Consider the following 24,192-nt stretch of genomic DNA (forward strand, 5'->3'; position numbering starts at 1 on the left):
TTCTGAAAAAAGCAGCCAATTAATTTATTTTTTATAGGTAGTTATATTTATTTCCAATATTTTTTATAACTCATAGCTTCAGTAAATATGTCTTGATAAACTTCACTTTATGAAATATCATTTACACTTCTATCATTATAGTTAGCCACTAAAGTTTTCATTTTCTTAGTAAAATCAGCCGTTTTACTTTTCTTACTTCACAAATGGTTTTAGCAGGTAATTGTTGGAAACTAAAAGTGGAGTGTAATTATCAACACAAATAAAAAACCCTTACAAACACTAGGTTTATAAGGGTTTATTAGTGGAGACGCCGAGAGTATAACACTTCTATTTTGTATTTTTACTATTCCCTTTAAAACATCAATAACTTTAATTAATTCAATAAATACCATTATATTATAAGGTTTTTGTTTGTTGAACTGAATTGAATCAGTTTTAAATAAGTTAACTAAATGTTGACTAAATGTTGACTAGATTCTTTTATTTGATTAAATTTGATTTATTCAATAACTATCTATGGCAACTATAAAATACATTTTACAAAGTAAGTCAAATAATGCCCCTATCTATTTAAGACTTTCATTAGGTAGAGGTAAAGTGTTTAAAAGAAAAACTTCATTAAGTATTAAACCTATTAATTGGAGTGACAAAGGTTATCCAAAACAAACAACAGCAGAGAATAAAAACTTAGCGTCTCAATTGAGAGGATTAAATTCTTTTGTACTTGACCAAGTAAATATTTCCGAAACAAATGGAGAGAATATTGATGGTAATTGGCTAAAGTCAATAATAAACTTACATTTTAATAAATCAGAAATTGAAGAACTTGATTACTTGGTAGATTATGGTAAAAAGTTTTTAGATAATCTTGAGTATAAATCTAATAGTAAAACTAAGAAAATAGGTGTTACTGATGCTACTAAAAAAAAATATCAAACAATAGTAAATAAGTTGATTGCTTTCGATAATTACAAAAAACAAAAGACAAAAATAACAGATGTAAACCTCAGCTTTAGAATCGATTTAATTAACTATTTAAAAGAAGTTGATAAATTAAGTGATAATACAATTGGTCGTTATCTTAAGTTTGTTAAAAGTATTTGTTTGGATGCTGAAAAGAATGGTCACAAAGTAAATAGCCAACTTAAATCATTTTTAGGTTTTTCAATTGAAGCTCCAAAAGTAATTTTATCTCTTAATGAGCTTGAGCAAATTAAAAATACAGAGTTTGTAAATGAAAATCACAAGATAGCAAGAGATTGGTTAATCATTGGGTGTTTTACTGGGCAAAGAGTTTCTGACTTATTAAGAATGAATAGAGGGTTTATTCAGCATATTCAAGATTTTGACTTTATAGTACTTACACAACAAAAAACAAAACAACTTGTTCAGATACCTATTCATTTTGAAGTAAAGACTATTTTAGACAAAAGAGATGGAGAATTTCCTCCAGTCTTTACTAACAACTTAGAAAGTAGTAAAGCATTATTTAATAGATACCTTAAACAACTTTGTAAACTAGCCAAAATAGATACAATAGTAAAAGGTAATAAGTTTGATGAGGTTAAGAAAAGGTATTTAGCTGGAGAGTACCCAAAACACGAACTGGTATCATCTCATATCTGCAGACGTTCTTTTGCCTCCAACCATTATGCAACAGAACTTTACCCAACTCCAATTTTAATGAATATTACAGCTCATAAGACAGAGCAAATGTTTCTAACTTACATAGGTAAAGAACCGATTGATTATAGTGTTAAACTTGCTAAAATATGGCAAAAGCTAGGTAAAAAGAAAAAGAATTCCAATCAACAAAAGACAGACTTCAAAATCATAAAGAAAGCTAATTAATTTACCGCTAATTGACTTTATTTAATCATTTTACACCCCTCTTCAAGTGTCTGATAATCAGCTCTTTAAAAATTAACTAATTGATAATCAGTAATTTAAAATATAGTTTTTGTGAATAAATTACTAGGTTTTGTGAATAAGTAGAGTTTTTAATTCATCCCTTTTTTTGCAATCTTTGGATATGGCACTAATACAATAGCAATAAATTGTATTACGCAAAAAAAAAGCTACAATAAAGTAGCTCTAATATATTTTGAAAAGGATTTTTTACCTGTAAGTTTAAATCCGCTAAACAAAACTAATTAAATTATTCCTAATAGAAAAATGACAATTAGCTTTCTTTAAAATATTTTAGATAAACTTTATTTTTAGCTTGTAATATTAACCATCAAAATTACTAATCGATGGGCAATAACTTTAATTTAGTTGGTCTTACAATAGACGACTTAAAAACCTTGTTCGGACAAGTTTTAAAAACCGAATTAGAAGCTGTTAAGAAACATTTACAGCCAAAACAACCAAACGAGTATCTTACAAGAAAAGAAGTCTCAGAGATGCTTAAAATAGACCTCAGCTCAGTTCATAACTGGAGCAAAAGAGGAATATTAAAACCTCATCAAATTGGAAATAGGGTCTACTTCAAAATGAATGAAGTAGAGAATGCAATTGTTAAACTTAAATCTAATTAAATATGAGCAGATTAAAAGATAAATCTCAGATTCAAAGAATGTATGAATACCTTTTAACAAACATTGCAACAGCAAGTATGTTAGAGCAAACTTTGAATATTAAACAGAAATGTATTACTAGACATAAAAGAGAGCTAGAAAATAACGGTTACTTGTATGAGGTATGTCATCAAAAATGCAAAGAAACTGGTTTTAAAGCTTGGTATCTGTCTACTAATCCTAATTTAAACCCAATGAAAAACCAATTAAAATTTAGTTTTGATGAATAAGGTTATGAAGCATTGGTTTAAGCACGATTTTTATACTTGTAATGACCACAAGATGCAGAAGTTAGATTTTAAACATCCAGTTGTAGGCTATGGTATATTTTTTAAAGTAATTGAATTACTTTATCAAAATAATGGTAAATTAGAATATGATTTAGACTTTATTTCTTTTGCTATTAGTTATGACAAGGATGTGATTAATTCGGTTTTAAACGACTTTGATTTGTTTACTATACAAGATGAGGTATTGTCTAATAAAAGAGTTCTAGAGTCTATTAAAGAGATAACTGAGAAGTCTGAGAAAGCTAGAGCAAGTGCAAATAGACGTTATGGTAATTAGGATTTAATCTAATAGGTTTTGAAAGGAGTAGCTTAGTTGTTACTCCTTTTTTTAATTTACCAATCATCGTTAGAACTTTCATTTACCATTTTTGTTATTGAATTGAAATTAGAAACAAATGATAATGCTATTTTAATATTAATTTCATCGAAAGTTGGTTTGCTGAGTGCAAGGTATTTCACTTGTCTCTTTTTACTCATCATTGACTTTTTAAAATACTCTTTCCAATAATAATTGAATTTGCCTATTGATTCCTCTGTTACACCTTTGAAATTAATACAACTAAAAGTGTTTGGATTTGTATACATTGTGTTTTTAGGAGTGTTGTCTGCTATACTAGAAATAGTGTAAATTAATCGATATTTATTGTCTTTTACTTTTATTTCAAGAAGATGATTTAACAACATTTTACTTTCTATTGGTATTGCTTTAGTTTTTGGGTAAATTGCTCTTGTTGGGTTAATAAAACTTACAGTACTTAATCCCTTAACTATCATTATTCCAGATTCCTTATCATTCATCTGAATTACATCATTTGCAGAGTTGTAATTTATTGAAACCCATTTATTGATTATTGAAAATATTTCAGATTTACTTTTACCAATTGCGTCTACTGTTGCCGTCATCGACCTTTCTTTAATGTCTAAATTTAAAATAGAATCTTTAATTTTATTCAACTCATCTAAAAAGTTTTGACTTGAAACTTGCTGGATAGATAAAAAGAAGATAGATAGAATTAGAAATTTTTTCATAGTGTTTTCTTTATTCAAATATAAATAATATTTTTTTTAAGTGCATTCGCATTACGTTCGCAATGCTATAAGATTAGAACAAATAAGAATAAATAATAACAAATAAAAAGAAATAATAATAAAGAAAAGAATATGAAATAAAAACAAATAAAAAGAGATAAGAACAGATAAAAGAATATGAAATAAAAATAAATAAAAAGAAATAAGAAAAAAAAGAGAAGTTCTATAAAGATTGCTCAATACTTTTTTTGGTTCTCTATAGTTGGTATTGTAATTTGGATAATGATTTTAGTTTTATAAAATCCCAATTATTTACTATTAGTTTTGGTAAATGTTTGTTATTTTTAACAATTAATAATTTAAAAACAAATAACTATGGGATTTTTTTCAGACTCACCAGAGGAAATTAAAAGAAAAGAAGCAGAAAAATTTATAAAAGAAAAGGGAGGTGTTGTAAATGCCGTAAATTCTGAAAATTTTAAACTACTCGAACTTCAACAGAATGACACAATGATACAGTTATTGGGTGGTTTATTGAGTTCACAAGGAGTTGGAGGTGTCGCTATTGCTAATATAGCTATCGGAACATACTATGAAAAGGCCAAGGATTTAATAGATGTCAAATAATCGTAAAACAATTGTTAAAATGATTTATTTATTGATTCTTTAGATTTCAAAAGAAAACTAATAATAAGATAATTTCCTATTATACCGATTATCAGCTTAGTAACATATCAGAAAAACTTCAACTATGTAATTATAAACATTTTGATGTTTTTACTTCCAAACAACGTAGTCCAATTACCGAGCTTATTCTTAAAAAGTTTTAGAGAAGTTAAAAATTAAATTATCACTAATATTTTTTTAATTCATTGAGGTTAAGTGGGTTTATTTCACTATTGGATAGGTATCTTAATTGAATTTAATAATTATATTTGTGTTTAAAAACTAGCTATTAAAAATGAAAAATTTACTACTTGTTCTATTAATTATTCCTTTTTTTTCTTGGGGACAGTCTGTGCGAAATATAGAAATAGATTCTTACAAATACATTGTTGTAGATGAGATTATTGGAAAACATTCTGGAGAAATGAGGCGTTTTTTTGTTAAAAATCTAAAAAAGGCTGGTTATACTGTAGTTAATACAAAAAAACCATTAAAAAATTATGATTCTTTCCCTCAAGATTTAATTGATAACCCTAATCTTGCCTTATATCTAGTTGCAGAGGAAGAAAATAATATGTGTTATTTCATAACAGCAAATTTATTAGATTATGATGGGAGAGTGAAATTAGTCCGTAACGGTAAAAGTTGTGGTTTATTATCTTCAGCAATAAAGAAATCTATTTCTGGTTTAACCTCATACAATTATAAATATAATCCAAATTTTAAAAAGAAAAAGATTCCAAAAAAGAAACTTAATGGGAATGAATGGGCTGGAAATGGTTCTGGTGTAATTATATCAAAATCTGGACACATAATTACCAATCATCACGTGATTAAAGATGCAGAAAAAATTGAGGTTGAATTTATGTTAGACGATGAATTGCATAAATTTAATGCTGAAGTTGTTCAAGTAGATAAGGCAAATGATTTAGCGGTTCTTAAGATTTTTGATATGAATTTTGATGGGGTAAGTCAACCTCCTTATAATTTTAAATTCAGAGGTAGTGATGTAGGAACAAAAGTGTATGCTTTTGGTTATCCAATGGCTTTATCAATTATGGGTAAAGAAATTAAAGTAACTGATGGGATGATTAGTTCTAAATCTGGATTTGATGGGAACATTACTACATATCAAATTACAGCTCCAATTCAAGGAGGAAATAGTGGAGGTCCATTATTTGACGAACAAGCTAATTTAATAGGGATTAACTCCTCTGGAATAAGGAAAGATATAGCTGATAATGTTGCTTATTCTATTAAAACAAGTTACGTTTCAAATCTATTAGATGTTCTTCCAAAACGCATTGATTTGCCCTCTGGCACAAAACTTAAATCTTTACCTCTTACAGAACAGATTAAAGAAATATCTAAATATGTTGTTTTAGTTAAAGTTAAGTAATCAACGTAAATCTAATACTTAGATATTCTTGTAATTGAGTTAATTGAAATCAAAAAATGAAGAAGAAACTTAGAGCAATAGTAGAAGATAATACTACTAAAAAAGGAAAGTATTTTGATTATTTCATTCAACTTATAATAATTTTATCTTTAATTTCTTTTTCATTAGAGACATTGCCAAACATATCTGAGGAGTTTAGGTTAGTCTTAGAGAAGTTTGAATTTATAAGTATTGTAATTTTTTCGATTGAATACCTATTAAGAGTTTTAGTCACAAAAAAGCCAGTAAGCTACATCTTTAGCTTTTATGGAATTATAGATATTCTAGCAATCCTTCCTTTTTATTTAAATAGATTCTTAGACTTGCGTTTTTTAAGAGCTTTTAGAATTTTTAGAATATTTAGAGCACTTAAATTAATTAGATACAGTAAAGCTCTTAATAGATTCAATGTAGCTTTTAAAATAGTTAAAGAGGAATTGGTGTTGTTTTTTATTGTAATATTAATTATGCTTTTTATAGTGTCAGCAGGTATTTATTCTTTCGAAAATGAAGCTCAGCCAGAGGTTTTTAAATCTATTTTTCATAGTGCTTGGTGGTCTATTGTTACTTTAACAACTGTAGGTTATGGAGATGTTTATCCAATTACTTTAGGGGGTAAAATATTTACTTTTTTTGTACTTATTATTGGAATAGGTATTGTAGCTGTTCCAGCTGGACTAGTTGGCACAGCACTATCTAAAGCAAGAGAATTAGAGGATTAATTTTTTTTATTTAAAAAACTTAAATTAGATTATAATTCTAAATATACAAAAGCAAAAAATAGGAAAAAATATGAGTAATAATTTAGGAAACGTATTTGTAAGGTCGATAGTAAGAGAAGTTGGTAGAAACTATGGTAAATCAATTTCGAATGGATTAATGGGTAATTCACACTCAACACCTATAAGAGTTGTAGGAGGTTTGGGAGCTGGAACAGGAGGAAGAAATTATAAAAATAAGTTAGAAAAAATATGTAAAACTTGGGAGATTAAAGGGCCTACTGCGACCTTTAATGTTGCTCAGAATATTTACAAGGCTTTTTTTGACTTAGTGGATGAAGCTCAGTCTGATAATGTAGTAGACGTAAACGAGACTTTAGAATTAATGAAATCTTTTATAGATGCTAGAAAACAATTATTTAAGATAATAGATGCGTTAAAGCAATTAGGGAAAGAAGATTTAGCAAAAAAAGTTGATGAGCTAGATGATAGTATATTTGAGTTTTTTATTGAATTAGATGAGGGTTTTGTTTTGCCTGAGAGACCAACAGGACTTTTTAGTGGCAAGAAAAAAAAGCTTTGGGATGTTTACAAGGTAGTTAAAGATAACTTGCATAAGTGGACTGAAGCTTATAAAAATGCACAAGATTAACTTAAGTAAAAATGGTTAAAAAGAAATTAACTAATTAAACTTTTAAAGATTCGTTGACTAATAGTTGACTAAATAAAACCCCAACTACCTGTCAATAAGTTAGTTGAGGTTTTTTAAAGTGGAGACGCCGAGAATCGAACTCGGGTCCAAACAAGCAGCCAATAGGCTTTCTACATACTTAGTTCTTTCTTAATTTTCGACAAAAAACTGATTAAGAACAATCTGTTTTTAGCTTAACTTCTTAAGTTTCAAAAACCCGTCGAAGTAGCAGGTTTTCTATATTTACTTTTACGATGCCCAAAAGTGAAACGCCGTAAATCAAGGCTTTTCGTGGACATAAAGCTTTCACGCCTTGCGTGACTAGGCCAATCCTACTATAATTCGGATTAAGCAGCTAAAGCGTAGTTATCTTCGCCGTTTAAAAAGTTGAAATTAGGTTTAACGAGTGTTATTTCATAACTCGGTATGCTTACAAATTCACTGTCCTTGCTGTCAAAACCAGTCGTCCCCATTTTAACAATTTGGGCGTTACCAATCAAAAAAGATGGTCAGGATTTTCACTATATCTTTTTAACAAAAAAGTTAAAAAGGATGTCGTTGCAATCCTTAACGCAGCGCAAAAGTATAAAAAATACAGTTGCTTATCATTATAAATTCTAATATCTTCGAACAAATAATTAAGCACCAACAATTATGAAATTTGCCATTATAAAAGAACGTAAAAATCCGCCAGACAGAAGAGTTGTTTTTTCTCCAGAAAAATTAGTAGAATTTAAAACTCAATTTCCACAAGCAGACATTAAAGTAGAAAGTTCTAACATTAGAGTTTTTAATGATAATTCATATAAAGAAAGTGGTTTGCAAGTAGTTTCTAATATTTCTGATTCTGATGTTTTAATAGGAGTAAAAGAAGTGCCAATTGATGCTTTAATTCCGAATAAAAAATATTTTTTCTTTAGTCATACTATAAAAAAACAGCCTTATAACCGTAAGTTATTACAAGCCATTTTGGCTAAAAACATAGAATTATATGATCATGAAACAATTGTAAAAGAAAACGGAGAACGTTTAATTGGTTTTGGTCGTTATGCAGGTATTGTAGGTGCTTACAATGGTTTTAGAGCAATTGGTTTAAAAACAGAAACCTTTGCCTTGCCCAAAGCAGAAACATTAGAAAATCAACAGCAATTAATTAAAGAATTAAAAAACATTACGCTATCAAACATAAAAATATTACTAACAGGTAACGGTAAAGTAGCTTATGGCGCCAAAGAAATGTTAGATGCAATGCAAATTAAACAAGTTGATATTGATCAATATTTAACCCAATCTTTTACAGAGCCTGTTTATTGTTTGGCAGACGTTTTAGATTATAATAAACGCATTGATGGTAAAGTGATAGATAATTTTGATTTTTATAATCACCCAGAGAAATATGACTCTAATTTTATGCGTTTTGCAAAGGTTACAGATTTTTTTATAGCTGGTCATTTTTATGGTAACGGAGCACCTTATTTATTTACGAGACAAGATGCAAAATCAAAAAACTTTAATATACAATTTGTAGCCGATATTTCTTGTGATGTAGATGGCCCTGTGGCTTCAACGATAAAAGCATCTACCATTGCAGATCCTATTTATGGGTACAACCCAATAACAGAAAAAGAGGTGCATTTTAAAGAAAACAAAGCCATTGTTGTAATGTCTGTAGATAATTTACCATGCGAATTGCCTAAAGATGCGAGTGAAGGTTTTGGAGAATTGTTTTTACAACATGTAATTCCTGCTTTTTTTAATAATGATAAAGATGGCGTTTTAGAAAGAGCTAAAATGACAGAAAACGGACAACTTACTCCGCGTTTTTCTTATTTACAAGATTTTGTAGACGGTTTAGAATAATGATAAACGATAGACAATTTTTAATCGATGTAGCTAAGATGAAAATGCCTTTTGGTAAATACAAAGGTTCTTTTTTAATAGATTTACCAGAACATTATATTGTTTGGTATAAAAACAAAGGCTTTCCAACGGGTAAGTTAGGCAAGCAAATGCAACTGGTTTATGAACTTCAGTTAAATGGTTTAGAAGATATTGTAAGAGAAATTAGAAAAAAGTTTTAAGTATAATTTTATTTTCTAGTTACAACTCCATAGGTAATATGAGCTATTGCTAAGATAGAGATTGCTGCAGACCAGTAAGACGGAATTAAAAAACAAATTAGCGCCAAAAACAATCCTAAAGCCATTAATAGAAGTTTGTTTGTTTCTTTTTTACCTGTAAAAAGAAGTGTCAAAATACTGTAGAAAATTAAAAAAGCAGGAGTTATATATTTTATAAATCCCATTTTTGTTAGCGAAATTAAGACGACAAAACCAAAAATAAAAGTAGTACTATATTTAAGGACTGCTTTTTTTGTGTCAGGGTTCCAAAGTTTTAGATTTATTTTTTTGGCGGTTCTTTTTGCTTTAAAAAAGAAAGCTAAAGAGCTAAAAAGGAAAAAACTAATTAGAATTCCGATAATTAAAAACTCAATAATTTCTGCAGAAAGCATTCCTAAAGGATGATTGTCTGTTACAAAACCTGTTAAAATACTTTCAATTAAAAACCCTGCTAAAAATAAATAAGCGCCAATTAGAATACTGGTTATTCCATTAAAAGAAAAATGAAGTGAATTGTTATTTTTCATAATTGGTACTTTATTAAATCCTTCTATTCTTAGAGAAGATTATAAGTTATTGATGGTTTTTCTAATTGCAACAAGATTGGTTAGTAAGCCTTCTAAATTATCTAAATGCAACATGTTTGCACCGTCACTTTTTGCATGTGCAGGATCGAAATGAGTTTCTATAAACAGACCATCAACATTATTAACAATACCCGCTCTTGCAATTGTTTCAATCATTTCTGGTCTTCCACCCGTTACACCTTCGGTTTGGTTGGGTTGTTGCAAAGAGTGAGTTACATCTAGAATTGTAGGAGCAAAAGCACGCATTTCTGGAATTCCTCTAAAATCTACAATCATATCTTGATAACCAAACATGGTGCCTCTATCAGTAATCCATGCTTTATTAGAACCTACATCTTTTACTTTTTGTACTGCGTGCTTCATGGCACTCGGACTCATAAATTGTCCTTTTTTTAAGTTGACAACCTTACCCGTTTTTGCGGCAGCAACCACTAAATCTGTTTGACGAACCAAAAAGGCAGGTATTTGTAAAACATCTACGTATTGTGCTGCTTTTTCTGCATCAGATACCTCGTGAATGTCTGTAACTGTAGGCACATGAAAAGTTTCTGAGACTTTACGTAATATTTTTAAGGCTTTTTCATCACCAATTCCAGTAAAACTATCAATTCTACTTCTATTTGCTTTTTTAAAACTTCCTTTAAAAATATAAGGAATTTCTAATTTATCTGTAATTGTAATAACTTTTTCAGCAATACGCATCGCCATTTCTTCGCTTTCAATAGCACAAGGCCCACATAGTAAGAAGAAGTTGTTTGAATTTGTGTGTTTTATATTAGGTATCAGTGATAAATCCATCTTAAAAAAATTTTAACAAAAGTACAAAATATTATTTGCCAATGAATGATTATATTTAGCCTCTTAAAACAAATATAGATGAACAAAATAAACCTACTTTTTGTGCTTTTTGCAGTGTCTTTTTTTTCGTGTAAAGAAAATACCAATGCTCAAAAAACCAATAATAACCAAGCAGTAATAGATACAGTAATCGTTAAAAAACATTTGTATACACTTGCTTCTGATGAAATGGAGGGGAGAAAAACAGGAACTGCAGGAATAGAAAAAGCAGCTGTTTATATCGAAAATGAATTTAAACGAATAGGTTTAAAAACATACGATACTTTATCTGACTATCGACAAACTTTTACGTTTACAGATAGAAGGTCAAAAAAAGAACTTACAACCAGTAATATTATAGGTGTTTTAGAAGGAAAGACTAAAAAAGATGAAATTGTGGTGGTTTCTGCACATTACGATCACTTAGGAATATCAAAAAAAGAAGGGCAATTAGATAGTATTTATAATGGTGCAAATGATGATGCTTCTGGAGTAACAGGTGTTTTGGCCCTAGCAGAATATTTTAAGGCAAAAGATAATAATGAAAGAACGATTCTTTTTGTTGCTTTTACTGCAGAAGAAATGGGTTTAATTGGTTCTACTCACTTTGGGAAAGGTATTGATGTTAGTAAGTTTATAGCCGGAATCAATTTAGAAATGATAGGTAAAACACCAAGTTTTGGTCCAAATACAGCATGGTTAACAGGATTTGAAAGAAGTGATTTTGGTAAAATAGTTCAGAAAAATTTAGAAGGTTCTGGCTATACACTTCATCCAGATCCGTATAAGAAATTTAATTTATTTTTTAGATCAGACAATGCTTCTTTGGCAAGATTAGGCGTTCCTTCGCATACATTTTCTACATCACCAATAGATACAGATACAGACTACCACAATGTTTCTGATGAAGTAGAAACGTTAGATGTGGCCGTAGTTACAGAAACCATTAAGGCAGTTGCCAAAGGAACAGCAAGTATTATTAGCGGTAAAGATACTCCTACAAGAGTCGTGTTAGAAGAAAAGTAATAAATTATAAAATACATTTGTCGCTATTATAGCAAGCTTTTGTATTTTTACCTTTCATAAATTTTTTTGATGAACATACATTTTATAGCTATTGGTGGAAGTGCTATGCACAACTTAGCCATTGCTTTACACCAAAAAGGATATCACGTTTCTGGTAGTGATGATACAATACATAATCCGTCTAAATCTCGTTTAGAAAAATATGGGTTATTACCCGATGAGTTTGGATGGTTTCCTAGTAAAATTGATGCAAATTTAGATGCAATCATTTTAGGGATGCATGCTAAAAAAGACAATCCAGAATTATTAAAAGCACAGAGTTTAGGGCTAAAAATCTATTCTTATCCAGAGTTTTTATATGAGCAGTCTAAAGATAAAACGAGAGTTGTAATTGGTGGTTCTCATGGAAAAACAACCATAACTTCTATGATTTTACATGTTTTAAACTATCATGAAAGAGAGGTAGATTATATGGTTGGCGCTCAATTAGAGGGCTTTGAAACAATGGTGCATTTAACAAAAGACAACGATTTTATTGTTTTAGAAGGAGATGAGTATTTAAGTTCGCCTATAGACATGCGCCCGAAATTTCATCTATACAAACCTAATATTGCTTTATTAAGTGGTATTGCTTGGGATCATATCAATGTTTTTCCAACCTTTGAGAATTATGTAGAACAATTTAAAATTTTTACAGATTCTATGATTAACGGCGGTATGATGGTTTATAATGAAGAAGATACCATTGTTAAAGAGGTTGTAGAATCATCTAACAATCACATTAAAAAATATCCTTACAAAACACCAAATTACTTTATAGAAGACGGAACCACTTTTTTAGAAACTTCTGAAGGTAATTTACCGTTAGAAATTTTTGGGGAACACAATCTTCAAAATTTAGCGGGTGCAAAGTGGATTTGTCAGCATATGGGCATTGATGAAGACGATTTTTATGAAGCCATTGCCGACTTTAAAGGAGCAAGTAAAAGATTAGAGAAAATTATTGAAAGTAAAGACACTGTTATTTTTAAAGATTTTGCACACAGCCCAAGTAAAGTAGCGGCTACAACAAAAGCGGTAAAAGAGCAGTATGGCAATAGAACTGTTTTGGCTTGTTTAGAGTTGCATACTTATTCTAGTTTAAATGCTACTTTTTTAGAAGAATACAAGAGCGCTTTAGATGCAGCAGATAAAGCAGTGGTTTTTTATTCGCCAGATGCTGTAAAAATAAAACAGTTAGAAGCAGTAACAGCGAAACAAATTGCTACCGCTTTTGAAAGAGACGATTTAATTATTTATACAAACCCAACAGAGTTTAAAGAATTTTTATTTAATGAAAACTTAAAAAACTCGGCAGTTGTATTAATGAGTTCTGGTAATTATGGTGGCTTAGATTTTGATGAGGTAAAAACCTTGGTTTAGTCTTTAAAAATATTAGCAACCGCTTCAATCATTTTGTTGTTATTAGAGTAAGTAAGTTGATAGCAGTTTAAGTTAGAAAACCATTCTAAAAATATGGCTGCATTTTCTTCTTTTTTAGACAACCAAGAATCTGGAACTAACTGTTGAAATGCATCAATTTTAGAAATTTTATGACACGTAAGCGCTGCATCTTTTTCATATTTGATAAAAACCAAATCGTTACAGGGCAAATGCGCAAAGAAATTAGTGTTATTTGGTTTTAAGTAACGAACAATTTTATTCAATTTTTTAAAATGATATTCTGCAGTTGTTTCTAACTCTGGGTAGAGCGGTAATAAGGTTTGTAAACTGCTTTTTTTGATTGATATTGCTGCCGGAAAACTATATACTTCTTTATTTTTAACATCGATAGGCACAAAATCGTCTGCCAAACAAGTATATCCATTTGCTTGTAGTAAAGACAATGAAGTGCTTTTTCCGTTGCCAGAATCGCCTAAAAATAACACCGCTTTTTTATGATTACTTACTGCTGATGCATGAAAAACACCCATCCATTCATCTTCTTCCTTTTGATGAATTTTTTGAATAAACTCCATTGAAAACTTTCCTTGAAAATAATGGACTTCAGTATGATTCCAGCTTCCAATAAAATTATGATCAACATATAAATAAATGAAGTCATTGGCTATAAAAACATCAAATTGATGGTTAAAAGAAGAACTAGTATCAATGTCTAAATGAGCAAATTTTGGATGTACAAGAGATAGTTCTTTTTCGCTTAAATAGTTGATTTTAAAAACAGTATTATTAACCTGATAGTGTTTTGTGTATGCAAATAGATTTGGTCTTGCTATTTCTTCAGATTTTATCGATTCTTTAGAAGAAACATCAGCATCTGTGTCTGTTAAGTTTTTTTTTAGTTCTAAAATAAAGTTGATGGTTTCATCTAATGGTAATGAAAATGTTTTAGAGACTTCTTTTGCAATTTCAGTAACCAATACATTGTTATTTAACTGTTTTAAAATTGCCGCAGTAGTGTTTTCTAAAACTAGATATTGATTTTTATTTTTAAACCAAGCTATGGTTTTATTTTCTACTTTTTTGTATTGTATTTCTGTCTTTTTTGTCATCAAAAATAAAAGTAACTATTTTAGGATGCTTAGAAAATAAATATTGATAAAAATTTTAGAAGAAAAGAATTTCTTAGTTTTTGCGCCAAAAAAATGGCGTAAATAAAATAAGCACTGTAAAAAGTTCTAGACGCCCTATTAACATCAAAAAAGAGCAAAACCATTTAGCAGCATCTGTTAAATGAGCATAATTATCTACAGGACTTACAGAGCCAATAGCTGGGCCAATATTACCTAAAGATGAAGCTGCAGCACCTAACGCAGACATAAAATCTAACCCAAATAAAGTAAGGGTAACAGATGATATGATAAAGATTAACATGTAGATAATAAAAAAAGAGAGAATGTTAAATACAATCGATTTATTTACTGCTTTACCGTCATATCTTACGGGTATAATAGCGTTTGGGTGTAATGATTTTTTAAATTCTAAAAAACTATTTTTTAGCATTACAATATGCCTTACAACCTTAACACCACCACTTGTAGAGCCTGCAGAACCACCTGTAAAAAAGAGTGCAAAGAAAATACCGGTTGCAAAGAAATTCCACATTGTAAAATCTGCAGAAACAAAACCTGTAGTTGTAACTACAGAGCTAACCATAAATAATGCATGCCTAATGGCGCTTTCTGCCTTACCAAAAACCATTGGGTGTGCAATAGTAGTTTGCAAGTTTGGGTCTTGAAAAAAGTAAATAATCAAGGTTATAATTACGGCAACACTGATTGTACCAAAAAAATAGTATTTAAACTCTTCACTTTCAAATACTTTTTTCACTTTACCTTTTAAAGCAAAATAAGTAAGTACAAAATTGGTGCCTGCAATTAGCATAAAAAGTATAATAATATATTGCACAAATGGCAGATGATTGTAAAACGCGACACTGTTGTTTTTTGTAGAAAAACCACCAGTACTCATGGTAGACATTGCGTGGTTTATAGCATCAAACCAAGTCATGCCAGCTATTTTAAGTAATAAAAATTGCGTTAATGTTAGCACAACGTATATTAAATACAATCTTTTGGCCGTGTCTGTTATTCTTGGGTGTAATTTATCTGCAGAAGGACCAGGTGCTTCGGCCATAAAAAGTTGCATACCACCAATACCAAGCAAAGGTAAAATAGCAATGGTTAAAACAATAATTCCCATTCCGCCAATCCAATGAGTGGCACTTCTCCAAAATAAAATGCCTTTGGGCATTATTTCAATATCTGTTAAAATAGAAGATCCGGTGGTAGAGTATCCAGAAATAGTTTCAAAAAAAGCATTACTTATATTTGGGATTGCACCCGAAAGAAGGTAAGGTAACATGCCTGTAATAGATAAGGTTAACCAACCTAAGGTTACAATTAAATAACCTTCTTTTTTTTGAATAGAGGTGCTTTCTGGTTTGTTAAAAAAATAAAGTAATAAACCGGTGGTTACAGTAACAATTCCTGCACTTAAAATACCCCATTTTGCATTTTCATCATTATAAAAACTAAAAGGAGCAGCTATAAACATAAATAAACCGTTTAAGATTGCTGTAATACCTAAGAAGCGGAAAATTATTTTTGTGTTTAAAGCAGTCATTAGGTTATTTAAATAAGCGTTCTACTGTGCTAATTGCTTCTGGTAAACAGAATACAATTACTTTATCACCTGTTTCTATTTGTATGTTACCAGCAGGCATAATAGCTTTTTCATCTCTTATAATTCCGCCAAAAACTGCTTCTCTTGGGAAGCGTAATTCTTTAATAGGAAGTGCTGTTACTTTGGCACCTTTTTTTACTTCAAACTCAAAAACTTCAGCATCAATATTGTGTAAATTTGCTAAGGCTAAGATTTCTCCTTTTCTTATATGTCTAAAGATATTACTAGCGGCAATTAGTTTTTTATTGATTAAAGACTCAATACCAATGGTTTGAGAAATATCAATATAATCCATATTTTCTACCAAAGCAATGGTCTTTTTTACACCTTTAGATTTTGCGACCAAGCAAGACATTATGTTGGTTTCCGAGTTGCCAGTTACGGCTATAAAAGCATCTGTATCTCTAATGTTTTCTTCTTCTAAGAGTTCTAAATCTCGCCCATCACCATTGATAACTAAAGTGTTATTTAGTGTTTCTGCTAAAAACTCTGCTTTTTCTCTATTTTTTTCAATTAGTTTAACCTTAAAATTATCTTTACAAAGGTTTCGTGCAGTTTTTTCTCCAATACTACTTCCGCCAAGGATCATTACATTTTTTATGTGGTACTGTTTTCTACCAATAATAGGGTACAAGTCTTTCATACTATAATTAGGTACACAGAAATATACTTGGTCGTCTAATTGGTATTTGGTATCTCCTCTGGGGATAATTGTTTGAGAAACACCTTGTCTTTTGATGGCAATTGTAGTAAAATCTATACTAGAAAACTGTTGTTTTACTTCTTTAACTGTTAAATCTAAAATAGGCGATTGGTAGGTTAATGGAGTTCCCATAACATTAAATAAACCACTTTCAAAAGCAACAGTATCATTAAAAGAAGATTGGTTTAGTAACATTTTTATTTCGTTAGCAGCTAGTTCTTGAGGAGAAATCATAAAATCTAACCCAAACTGCTGAAAATCTACCTCACATTCATTTAAAAATTCTGAATTATCAATACGAGCAATTGTTTTTTTAACACCTAAAGATTTTCCGATAACAGAAATTGTAAAATTAGTGTTTTGACTATCGGTTACTGCAATTAATAAATCTGCAGATTCGATTCCAATTTCTTTTAAAAGTTTGATTGAAGTAGCATCTCCTTTTTTGGTAATAACGTCTAAATGGCTATTAATGTATTCTAGCTTATCACCATCAAAATCTATAATGTACGTATCTTGAGATTCGTAAGAGAGAAGTTTAGCTAAGTGAAAACCTACGTCTCCAGCTCCGGCTATTATAATTTTCATATGTTAAAATATAGAAATAAAGTACAAATATATAAAGAGTTTTGTTGTTAATGAAGATAAAACCAAGTTTTAAGGTGGTTCTTACAAATTATAATTCCTTTTTGTATTTTTATAAAAAAGAATATGGATAAGTTAACTATAAAACATTGGGCATTAAATGATAGACCAAGAGAAAAGATGGTTGCTAAAGGAAGAGAATCTCTTTCTGATGCCGAACTTGTTGCCATTCTTATTGGCGCTGGTAATAAACAAGAAAGTGCTGTTAGCTTAAGCAAACGTATTTTAGCAAGTGTAAATAACAATTTAAATGAATTGGCTAAAATGACTATTAAACAGCTAACAACTTTTAATGGTATTGGCCCAGCAAAAGCAATTTCTATTATTACAGCAATTACTTTAGGCAAAAGATTACAAGTAGAAAGTGCAATGATAAAACCAAAAATTTCTAGTAGTAAAGCCGTTTTTGAGATGATGCAACCAAAAATAGGTAATTTACAACATGAAGAATTTTGGGTGTTATTTTTAAATAATTCTAATAAAGTACTGCATACATTACAATTAAGTAAAGGTGGTTTAACAGCTACTATTGTAGATATAAGAATGCTATTTAAAAAAGCATTAGAACTTTTGTCGGTTGGTATCATTATTTGTCACAATCATCCTTCAGGTAAATTATTGCCTAGTGTTGCAGACAAAAATTTAACATCAAAAATAAAAACTGCCGCAGAAACCCTAGATATAAAGTTGCTAGATCATTTAATAATAACCGAAAAAGCGTATTTTAGCTTTGCAGATGAAAAATTAATTTAATTTTTTATTTAAATCATTGTTACTCAATTGTTATTGCAATACTACTTTAAATGATCTTAGTTTACACACATAAAATAACTCCTCGAGTTCAGTATATTTTTAAGCATATTTTAACAAGAACGTTATCTATTTCTGTTAATTTTACAACAAAAATAGAAGATTTTGTTGCCCATAACGGACCTAAATTAAGCTATACAAAAACTCCTTTAGGGAATGAATTTTTTGTAAAAAGCAATTCCCTTTTGTTTGAACAAGGAGTTAATGACATAGATATTACAATTCAATATTGGGATACTGTTCCTTGTTTTTTTAAAACAGGAACAAAATCATCCATTCCTTTTGATATTTTTGCGGCTAGTTTTTATCTTATTTCTAGGTATGAAGAGTATTTACCGCATGTAAAAGATACCCATGGTAGATTTACTGCAGAGCAAAGTTTGGCATTTAAATATCGCTTTTTAGAGAAGCCTGTTGTAGATATTTGGGCCTTTAAATTATTGGAGATATTAAAAATTAAGTTTTCTGATTATACTTTTAAAGAAAGAGCGTATCAATATATATCAACCATAGATATTGACAATGCCTATGCATACAAACATAAAAGTTTGATAAGAAACATTGGCGGTTTTATAAATGATATTGTACAATTTAAGTTTTTAAATTTATGGAATCGGTTTGCAGTAACCTGTGGGTTTAAAAAAGATCCGTTCGATACTTTTAACCAGATATTATCATTAAAAAAAGAAAAAAACATTAGAACACTTTTTTTCTTTTTAGTGGCAGATTATACCACATTCGATACCAATGTGTCTGCTTCTAAAAATAAATTTAGATTGCTAATTAAAGAAATGGTAGATTATGCAAGGGTAGGGTTACACCCTTCTTATTTTACAATGAATGATGCCAGTTTATTAAAAAAAGAAAAAGAACGATTAGAAGGTATTGTTAATATGCCAATCAAGAGATCTAGACAGCATTATTTACGAGTTAGCATTCCGGAAACATATCAAAATTTAATAGATTTAGAAATCGAAGAAGACTATTCTATGGGGTATGCGAGCAATATAGGTTTTAGAGCCAGTACTTGTACACCATTTTATTTTTATGATTTAGATTTTGAAATTCAAACCCCTTTAAAAGTTTTTCCATTTGCCTTAATGGATACTACTTTAAATGATTATATGAAGTTAACACCAAGGCAGTCTTTGGGTAAAATTAGAGATTTAAAAAATGAAGTAAAAGCAGTAAATGGTACTTTTGTTACACTTTTTCATAACGAGAGTTTAAGTGATTATTTACGTTGGAAAGGTTGGAAAAGATTGTATGACTCTATGATTAAAATAGCCATCTCTTAATGATTAAATACGTAAAAAGAAAAGATTTAGATATTGATAAATACAATGCTTGTGTAGAAAATTCTGTACAGTCTAGAATTTATGCATTTTCTTGGTATTTAGATATTGCAGTAGATAATTGGGATGCTTTAGTTTTAGATAATTATAAAGCAGTAATGCCAATACCATGGCGTAAAAAGTATTTTATTAAGTATGTTTATTTACCAAGATGGACTTTGCAGTTAGGTATATTTAGTGTCGATACAAACTTAAAAATAGATATTTTTTTAGATTATATATTCCAAAATTTTAAATTTGTAGAATTACGGATGAATACTAATAATTTTTTTAAGAATAATCCAACTAAAAGAATTACCAGGAAAATGCAGTTGCTATCATTAATTGATGGGTATAATACTATTTATTCTAATTACAGAAAAGATAGAAAAAAAGATCTACAGAAGGCAAACAAGAATCTCCTTACAGCTAAATGGGGAGATACACCAAATAATTTAATAACTCTTTTTAAAAATAATGTGGCAACCAAAATGAAAAAGTTACCACAAAAAGATTATGATAGTTTATTAAAAATAATTACAATTTGTAATGATAAAAATATAGGTGAAATTTTATCTATTTATAATGATAACGAGGTACTTGTAGGTGCTGTGTTTCTTCTGAAACATAAAAAAACTGTTACAAAAGTTGTTTCATCTACAGATTTGAAAGAAAGAAATAAAGGAGTAAACACTTTTATGATTGATAAAATCATAAATAAGTATCAAACTAACTTTGATATTTTTGATTTTGGGGGTTCATCAATTGATAGTATTGCAAAATTTTCTAGAAGTTTTAATGCTGTAGATGTAGAGTATGATTTAATAAAGCATAATAACTTACCCATGATGTTTAAAGTTTTTAAACAGTAGTATTAATAATTATTTATTATTTTTAGATGAGTTTAAAAGAATTGTGTTTTAGATTTAATTTTTTCTACAAACTTTTACCTGTTCATTTTTTAATGAAGTTGGCAAATAAATCGATGATATTACCTTTCTATCATTTTGTTAATGATGGGGAAAATAGATTAACCCGTAATCTATATCAGTCCAAAACTAAAAAACAGTTTATAGAAGATATTCAATATTTAAAAACTCACTTTACAGCTTTGTCAATTAATGATTTACAGTTAAAGAAACATTCTAAAAACAACTTTAGATTTATACTATCTTTTGATGATGGATTAGCTAATTTTTACAATGTTGTTGCGCCAATATTATTAGAAGAAGAGGTCTATTGTATTAATTTTTTAAACTCTAGTTTTATTGATAATAAAGAATTATTTTACAGGTATAAGGTAAATATATTAATTGAACTTATGCTTAAAATAAAGTTGTCAGAAACTAAGAAAGAAAGCATTATTAAATTATTAGAATTAAAAAAATTCAATAAAAAAGATATTTTTAAATTCTTAAGAAACGCATCGATACACCAAACAACTACTTTAGATACATTTGCCGAGATTGTTGAGGTGTCTTTTTCTGATTTTTTAGAACAAGAAAAACCTTATATGTCTAAAAATCAAATTCTTGAATTAAAGAATAAAGGTTTTGGTTTTGGAGCGCATAGTAAAAATCACCCAAGGTATTCTCAACTAAACTTAAAAGATCAGTTAAAAGAAACTTTAGAAAGTTTATTAGAAATTAACGACCTGTTTAGTTTAAAAAATAACTTTTTTGCATTTCCATTTTCTGATGATGGGGTTAAAAATGAGTTTTTTGAAATCATTGTTAAAGAAAAAATGTTAACTTTTGGTAGTTCAGGGTTAAAAGATGATGAAATTGAGACTCATTATCAAAGAATTCCAATGGAATTTAACACTATTTATAGTGCTGAAACAATTATAAAGGGAGAACTAATTTACTATATATTAAAGAAATTAATAGGCAAGCATAAAACTAAAAGAAAATAACTGTAGCACTTTATTTTTTAAAACCTAAAAAGCTGTCAAATCTTGTAGGTGTTTTTTTGTTAAAAACAGTTTCTGAAAATTTTTCTGTATAAGGTTCTTTTTGCTTAATCACTTTACAAGGATTGCCAACTGCAATACTATTGCTAGGAATGTCTTTGTTAACTAAAGAATTAGCACCAATAATAACATTGTTGCCAATAGAAACTTCTGGTAAAACAGTACTGTTTGCTCCAACCCAAACATTATTTCCAATCGTAATTGGCTTTCCTTTTATATGTTTTCTTAAATTATTGCTTTCATGGTTCGATGAAATAATGGCTACACCTGGGCCAAGTTCTATATTAGAACCAAATACAATACCATTGTTTGCCTGAATATAATTATTTAGATTATCTCCAGGATCACACAATATTCCTTTACTAATTTTTTCTGGGCAATGTACTTTTGAAGTAAAATGAACAGGCCATTTTACTTTTGGATTCAATCTAAATAATTTTTGAGGAATTAAATAATGAAAAAATAAAATATAATACCTCTTATAACCATATTTAGGGCGATAATACTTGGGGTAATAACGATTTATAATCCAACCAAAAAAAAGAAAATCTAATTTTTTAAACATTATTTTTAGAGAGTTTTTTTAAATGATTTAAAAAATAAAATAACAAAAACACATAACCTATACCACCAAAAATAGCAAGAATAAGTATAGTAATTGTAATGTTATTATATAAAAAGCCAAAATAGATAGCCATTAAATTAATTAAAAATAAATAACTATTAAAAATTAAACCTTGTAAGTTTTTATTAAGAACAACAATTAAACTACTAATTGGGTTAAAAGATGTTCTTGCAAATATAAGAATAGATAAAATTAAGGTATAAAGCCTTAAGTTATTCCACTTTTCTAAAAAATATAGTTCTAAAATATGCATACCAATTGTGTTTATAATTATCAATAGAATAATCATAATTCCAAGGTTAGTAATAACAATATTTTTTGTAAGATTAAATAATTTTTGTTTGTTATCTAATAAAAGTTCTGATGATCTTTGAAAAAAAACTTTTGATATAGAAGATGAAATTAAAGACAATGGACTGGATAAGATTTTAATACTAAAAAAATAAACACCTGCTTCTTTTGGTCCAAAAAAAGTAAGAATTAAAATGGGCATTAAATTATTTGCAAGACTATTTAAGGATGTAGAGGGTAGCAGATATTGAACAATTGTATTATTTTCTGTTATTCCTCTTTTAATTTCTTTAAAATTAATTTTTAAAATTTCGTTTCTGTTTTTTGACAGATAAAAACTTAAAATTATTAATTGAGAAATTATAAAACCAATGATTAACCCAAGTAAGCTAAAATAGTAATACAAAAGGTATTGCATTATAATATTACTAATTATTAAAAATACCTTAGTGTTAGAAATAATAGAAAATTCTTTTTTAAAGGTAAATAAACTTTCGTTTATTAAATTGTAAGTATATATAATACAGCCAATTGAGCTAAGAATAATTATTGTAATCCCAATTTTATCTAAAAAAAAATATTTAGAGATTAAAAATACTATTAGAGAAATACCAATTGTTAAAAAAGGAGTTAGTAGAATTAAAAAATTAAACCAGTTATTACTTTCTCTTTTATTTTTTGCAATTACTATGCATTTGTCTAACTGTAATGTGGCTACAATAGATATTATACTAAGAATACTCATAAAAACTCCAAAAATACCATATGCTTCTTCACCATAAATTTTAGCTAAAAAGATGGCACCAATTACTGCAATAATTTGTGCAATTACAGATCCTCTAAACATTATAAGAATGTTCTTATAAAAAAAAGGTAATGGTTTTTTATGTATTTTAGTCTTCAATTAGTTTATTTGTTCAAATATAATGTAAATGAAAAATATAAAACATGTTTTCTTTGATTTAGATCATACCCTGTGGGATTTTGAGAAAAATTCTGATTTAACTTTCGAAAAAGTATTTAAGAATAACAAGATAAATGTAAACTTAAATGATTTTTTAAAAGTTTACAAACCTATTAATTTTACTTATTGGAGGTTGTTTAGAGACGAAAAAGTATCAAAAAAAGAGTTAAGATATGGCAGATTAAAAGAAACTTTTGATGCAATAAACTATGCCATTTCTGATGCTTTAATTGATAAAATTGCAGACGATTATATCGAGTTTTTAGCAGATTTTAATTACCTTTTTGATGGAGCAATAGAAATTTTAGAGTATCTAAAAAAGCGATACCAACTTCATATTATTACCAATGGATTTAAAGAAATTCAGCATAAAAAGATAAAAAATTCTAACATAGACCATTATTTTGAAACCATTGTTACTTCTGAGTCTGTAGGTGTAAAAAAACCAAACTCAAAAATATTCAAGCATGCTTTACAAATTGCCAATGCTTTAATTGAAAATTCGGTAATGATTGGCGATAGTTTAGAAGCGGACATAAATGGCGCTTTGGCTATTGATATGCAAGCGATCTATTGTAATTTTGAGTTAGAAACAGCGTCAGTTCAATCAGAGAATTTTATAACTGTAAACTCTTTATTAGAAATTAAACAATACTTATAATATACCCTTATTTTGATTAA

Annotated in this window: 25 protein-coding genes and 1 other RNA gene; 17 read left to right on the top strand and 9 right to left on the bottom strand. The window is 28.7% G+C overall.

Translation table 11 applies throughout. The features are described 5' to 3' along the window. The first annotated feature begins 516 nt into the window (after window positions 1–516). The 4 genes from Q0678_RS06055 (at window position 517) to Q0678_RS06070 (ending at window position 3,146) form a co-directional block, all read left to right on the top strand. Complete coding sequence (locus Q0678_RS06055; RefSeq protein ID WP_299055346.1) at window positions 517–1,851, top strand: phage integrase SAM-like domain-containing protein; 1,335 nt, start codon at window positions 517–519, stop codon at window positions 1,849–1,851. Window positions 1,852–2,255: 404 nt separating this feature from the next. Continuing rightward, complete coding sequence (locus Q0678_RS06060; protein WP_299055347.1) at window positions 2,256–2,540, top strand: helix-turn-helix domain-containing protein; 285 nt, start codon at window positions 2,256–2,258, stop codon at window positions 2,538–2,540. A gap of 2 nt (window positions 2,541–2,542) precedes the next feature. Continuing rightward, entirely contained in the window at window positions 2,543–2,809 is a 267-nt protein-coding gene (locus Q0678_RS06065; protein WP_299055350.1) for a hypothetical protein, read from the top strand. Beyond that, window positions 2,802–3,146, top strand: coding sequence for a Lin1244/Lin1753 domain-containing protein (locus tag Q0678_RS06070; RefSeq protein ID WP_299055353.1), 345 nt, complete (start codon window positions 2,802–2,804; stop codon window positions 3,144–3,146). Before Q0678_RS06065 ends, Q0678_RS06070 begins: the two co-directional genes overlap by 8 nt. A 56-nt stretch (window positions 3,147–3,202) precedes the next feature. On the opposite strand, the gene Q0678_RS06075 is transcribed toward Q0678_RS06070, so the two are convergent. Next, a complete protein-coding gene (locus tag Q0678_RS06075) occupies window positions 3,203–3,898 on the bottom strand; it encodes a DUF4468 domain-containing protein (RefSeq protein ID WP_299055355.1) in 696 nt (231 codons plus the stop codon). Between the two features lie 375 nt (window positions 3,899–4,273). Between Q0678_RS06075 and Q0678_RS06080 the strand changes: the two genes are divergently transcribed. The 4 genes from Q0678_RS06080 to Q0678_RS06095 all read left to right on the top strand — a co-directional run bounded on the left by Q0678_RS06080 (window position 4,274) and on the right by Q0678_RS06095 (window position 7,373). Next, a complete protein-coding gene (locus Q0678_RS06080; RefSeq protein ID WP_299055358.1) occupies window positions 4,274–4,525 on the top strand; it encodes a hypothetical protein in 252 nt (83 codons plus the stop codon). Window positions 4,526–4,859: 334 nt separating this feature from the next. Next, window positions 4,860–5,963, top strand: a complete 1,104-nt coding sequence (locus tag Q0678_RS06085; RefSeq protein WP_299055361.1) for a trypsin-like peptidase domain-containing protein — start codon at window positions 4,860–4,862, stop codon at window positions 5,961–5,963. Window positions 5,964–6,019: 56 nt separating this feature from the next. After that, window positions 6,020–6,724 carry an ion transporter gene (locus Q0678_RS06090; RefSeq protein WP_299055364.1) on the top strand — a complete coding sequence of 235 codons (705 nt, stop codon included), beginning with the start codon at window positions 6,020–6,022 and terminating at the stop codon, window positions 6,722–6,724. 70 nt (window positions 6,725–6,794) lie between these two features. Continuing rightward, window positions 6,795–7,373: a hypothetical protein gene (locus Q0678_RS06095; protein ID WP_299055367.1), complete on the top strand. Its 579-nt coding sequence runs from the start codon at window positions 6,795–6,797 to the stop codon at window positions 7,371–7,373. Window positions 7,374–7,489: 116 nt separating this feature from the next. Here the strand turns inward: Q0678_RS06095 and ssrA are convergent. Beyond that, window positions 7,490–7,883: a transfer-messenger RNA gene (gene ssrA / locus Q0678_RS06100) on the bottom strand. 183 nt (window positions 7,884–8,066) lie between these two features. Here ssrA and Q0678_RS06105 point away from each other — a divergent pair. Both Q0678_RS06105 and Q0678_RS06110 read left to right on the top strand, forming a co-directional pair. After that, window positions 8,067–9,272: an NAD(P)-dependent oxidoreductase gene (locus Q0678_RS06105; RefSeq protein ID WP_299055370.1), complete on the top strand. Its 1,206-nt coding sequence runs from the start codon at window positions 8,067–8,069 to the stop codon at window positions 9,270–9,272. Further along, a complete protein-coding gene (locus tag Q0678_RS06110) occupies window positions 9,272–9,493 on the top strand; it encodes a DUF3820 family protein (RefSeq protein WP_299055373.1) in 222 nt (73 codons plus the stop codon). The genes Q0678_RS06105 and Q0678_RS06110 overlap by 1 nt, the downstream gene beginning before the upstream one ends. 8 nt (window positions 9,494–9,501) lie before the next feature. Here the strand turns inward: Q0678_RS06110 and Q0678_RS06115 are convergent, their stop codons facing one another. Beyond that, entirely contained in the window at window positions 9,502–10,059 is a 558-nt protein-coding gene (locus tag Q0678_RS06115) for a hypothetical protein (RefSeq protein ID WP_299055375.1), read from the bottom strand. Window positions 10,060–10,098: 39 nt separating this feature from the next. Beyond that, on the bottom strand, window positions 10,099–10,917 hold the full coding sequence (kdsA, locus tag Q0678_RS06120; protein ID WP_299055377.1) for a 3-deoxy-8-phosphooctulonate synthase: 819 nt from the start codon (window positions 10,915–10,917) through the stop codon (window positions 10,099–10,101). A 78-nt stretch (window positions 10,918–10,995) separates the two neighbouring features. Here kdsA and Q0678_RS06125 point away from each other — a divergent pair, with 78 nt between their 5' ends. Next, window positions 10,996–11,982, top strand: a complete 987-nt coding sequence (locus Q0678_RS06125; RefSeq protein ID WP_299055379.1) for a M28 family peptidase — start codon at window positions 10,996–10,998, stop codon at window positions 11,980–11,982. A gap of 69 nt (window positions 11,983–12,051) precedes the next feature. Continuing rightward, window positions 12,052–13,404: a Mur ligase family protein gene (gene murC, locus Q0678_RS06130; protein ID WP_299055382.1), complete on the top strand. Its 1,353-nt coding sequence runs from the start codon at window positions 12,052–12,054 to the stop codon at window positions 13,402–13,404. Here the strand turns inward: murC and Q0678_RS06135 are convergent. The 3 genes from Q0678_RS06135 to trkA form a co-directional block, all read right to left on the bottom strand. Further along, window positions 13,401–14,534, bottom strand: coding sequence for a hypothetical protein (locus Q0678_RS06135; RefSeq protein WP_299055384.1), 1,134 nt, complete (start codon window positions 14,532–14,534; stop codon window positions 13,401–13,403). The two genes, murC and Q0678_RS06135, sit on opposite strands and share 4 nt — an antisense overlap. A 73-nt stretch (window positions 14,535–14,607) precedes the next feature. Continuing rightward, on the bottom strand, window positions 14,608–16,107 hold the full coding sequence (locus tag Q0678_RS06140) for a TrkH family potassium uptake protein (RefSeq protein ID WP_299055387.1): 1,500 nt from the start codon (window positions 16,105–16,107) through the stop codon (window positions 14,608–14,610). Between the two features lie 4 nt (window positions 16,108–16,111). After that, complete coding sequence (trkA, locus tag Q0678_RS06145) at window positions 16,112–17,458, bottom strand: Trk system potassium transporter TrkA (RefSeq protein ID WP_299055389.1); 1,347 nt, start codon at window positions 17,456–17,458, stop codon at window positions 16,112–16,114. Window positions 17,459–17,581: 123 nt separating this feature from the next. Between trkA and radC the strand changes: the two genes are divergently transcribed. Genes radC through Q0678_RS06165 form a run of 4 tightly spaced genes read left to right on the top strand, consistent with a single transcriptional unit; the run spans window position 17,582 to window position 21,574 of the window. Beyond that, window positions 17,582–18,268, top strand: coding sequence for a DNA repair protein RadC (gene radC, locus Q0678_RS06150; RefSeq protein ID WP_299055392.1), 687 nt, complete (start codon window positions 17,582–17,584; stop codon window positions 18,266–18,268). A 50-nt stretch (window positions 18,269–18,318) separates the two neighbouring features. After that, window positions 18,319–19,623 carry a polysaccharide deacetylase family protein gene (locus tag Q0678_RS06155; RefSeq protein ID WP_299055394.1) on the top strand — a complete coding sequence of 435 codons (1,305 nt, stop codon included), beginning with the start codon at window positions 18,319–18,321 and terminating at the stop codon, window positions 19,621–19,623. Continuing rightward, window positions 19,623–20,531: a hypothetical protein gene (locus Q0678_RS06160; protein WP_299055396.1), complete on the top strand. Its 909-nt coding sequence runs from the start codon at window positions 19,623–19,625 to the stop codon at window positions 20,529–20,531. Before Q0678_RS06155 ends, Q0678_RS06160 begins: the two co-directional genes overlap by 1 nt. A gap of 26 nt (window positions 20,532–20,557) precedes the next feature. Next, on the top strand, window positions 20,558–21,574 hold the full coding sequence (locus tag Q0678_RS06165; RefSeq protein WP_299055398.1) for a polysaccharide deacetylase family protein: 1,017 nt from the start codon (window positions 20,558–20,560) through the stop codon (window positions 21,572–21,574). A 10-nt stretch (window positions 21,575–21,584) separates the two neighbouring features. On the opposite strand, the gene Q0678_RS06170 is transcribed toward Q0678_RS06165, so the two are convergent. Both Q0678_RS06170 and Q0678_RS06175 read right to left on the bottom strand, forming a co-directional pair. Beyond that, a complete protein-coding gene (locus tag Q0678_RS06170) occupies window positions 21,585–22,058 on the bottom strand; it encodes a DapH/DapD/GlmU-related protein (RefSeq protein WP_299055401.1) in 474 nt (157 codons plus the stop codon). 130 nt (window positions 22,059–22,188) lie between these two features. Further along, window positions 22,189–23,394 carry a lipopolysaccharide biosynthesis protein gene (locus tag Q0678_RS06175; protein ID WP_299055404.1) on the bottom strand — a complete coding sequence of 402 codons (1,206 nt, stop codon included), beginning with the start codon at window positions 23,392–23,394 and terminating at the stop codon, window positions 22,189–22,191. Window positions 23,395–23,479: 85 nt separating this feature from the next. On the opposite strand from Q0678_RS06175, the gene Q0678_RS06180 reads away from it, so the two are divergent. Next, a complete protein-coding gene (locus tag Q0678_RS06180; protein ID WP_299055407.1) occupies window positions 23,480–24,172 on the top strand; it encodes a YjjG family noncanonical pyrimidine nucleotidase in 693 nt (230 codons plus the stop codon). Window positions 24,173–24,192 lie beyond the last annotated feature (20 nt).

The sequence above is a fragment of the uncultured Polaribacter sp. genome, assembly GCF_947497125.1.
Lineage (GTDB): Bacteria > Bacteroidota > Bacteroidia > Flavobacteriales > Flavobacteriaceae > Polaribacter.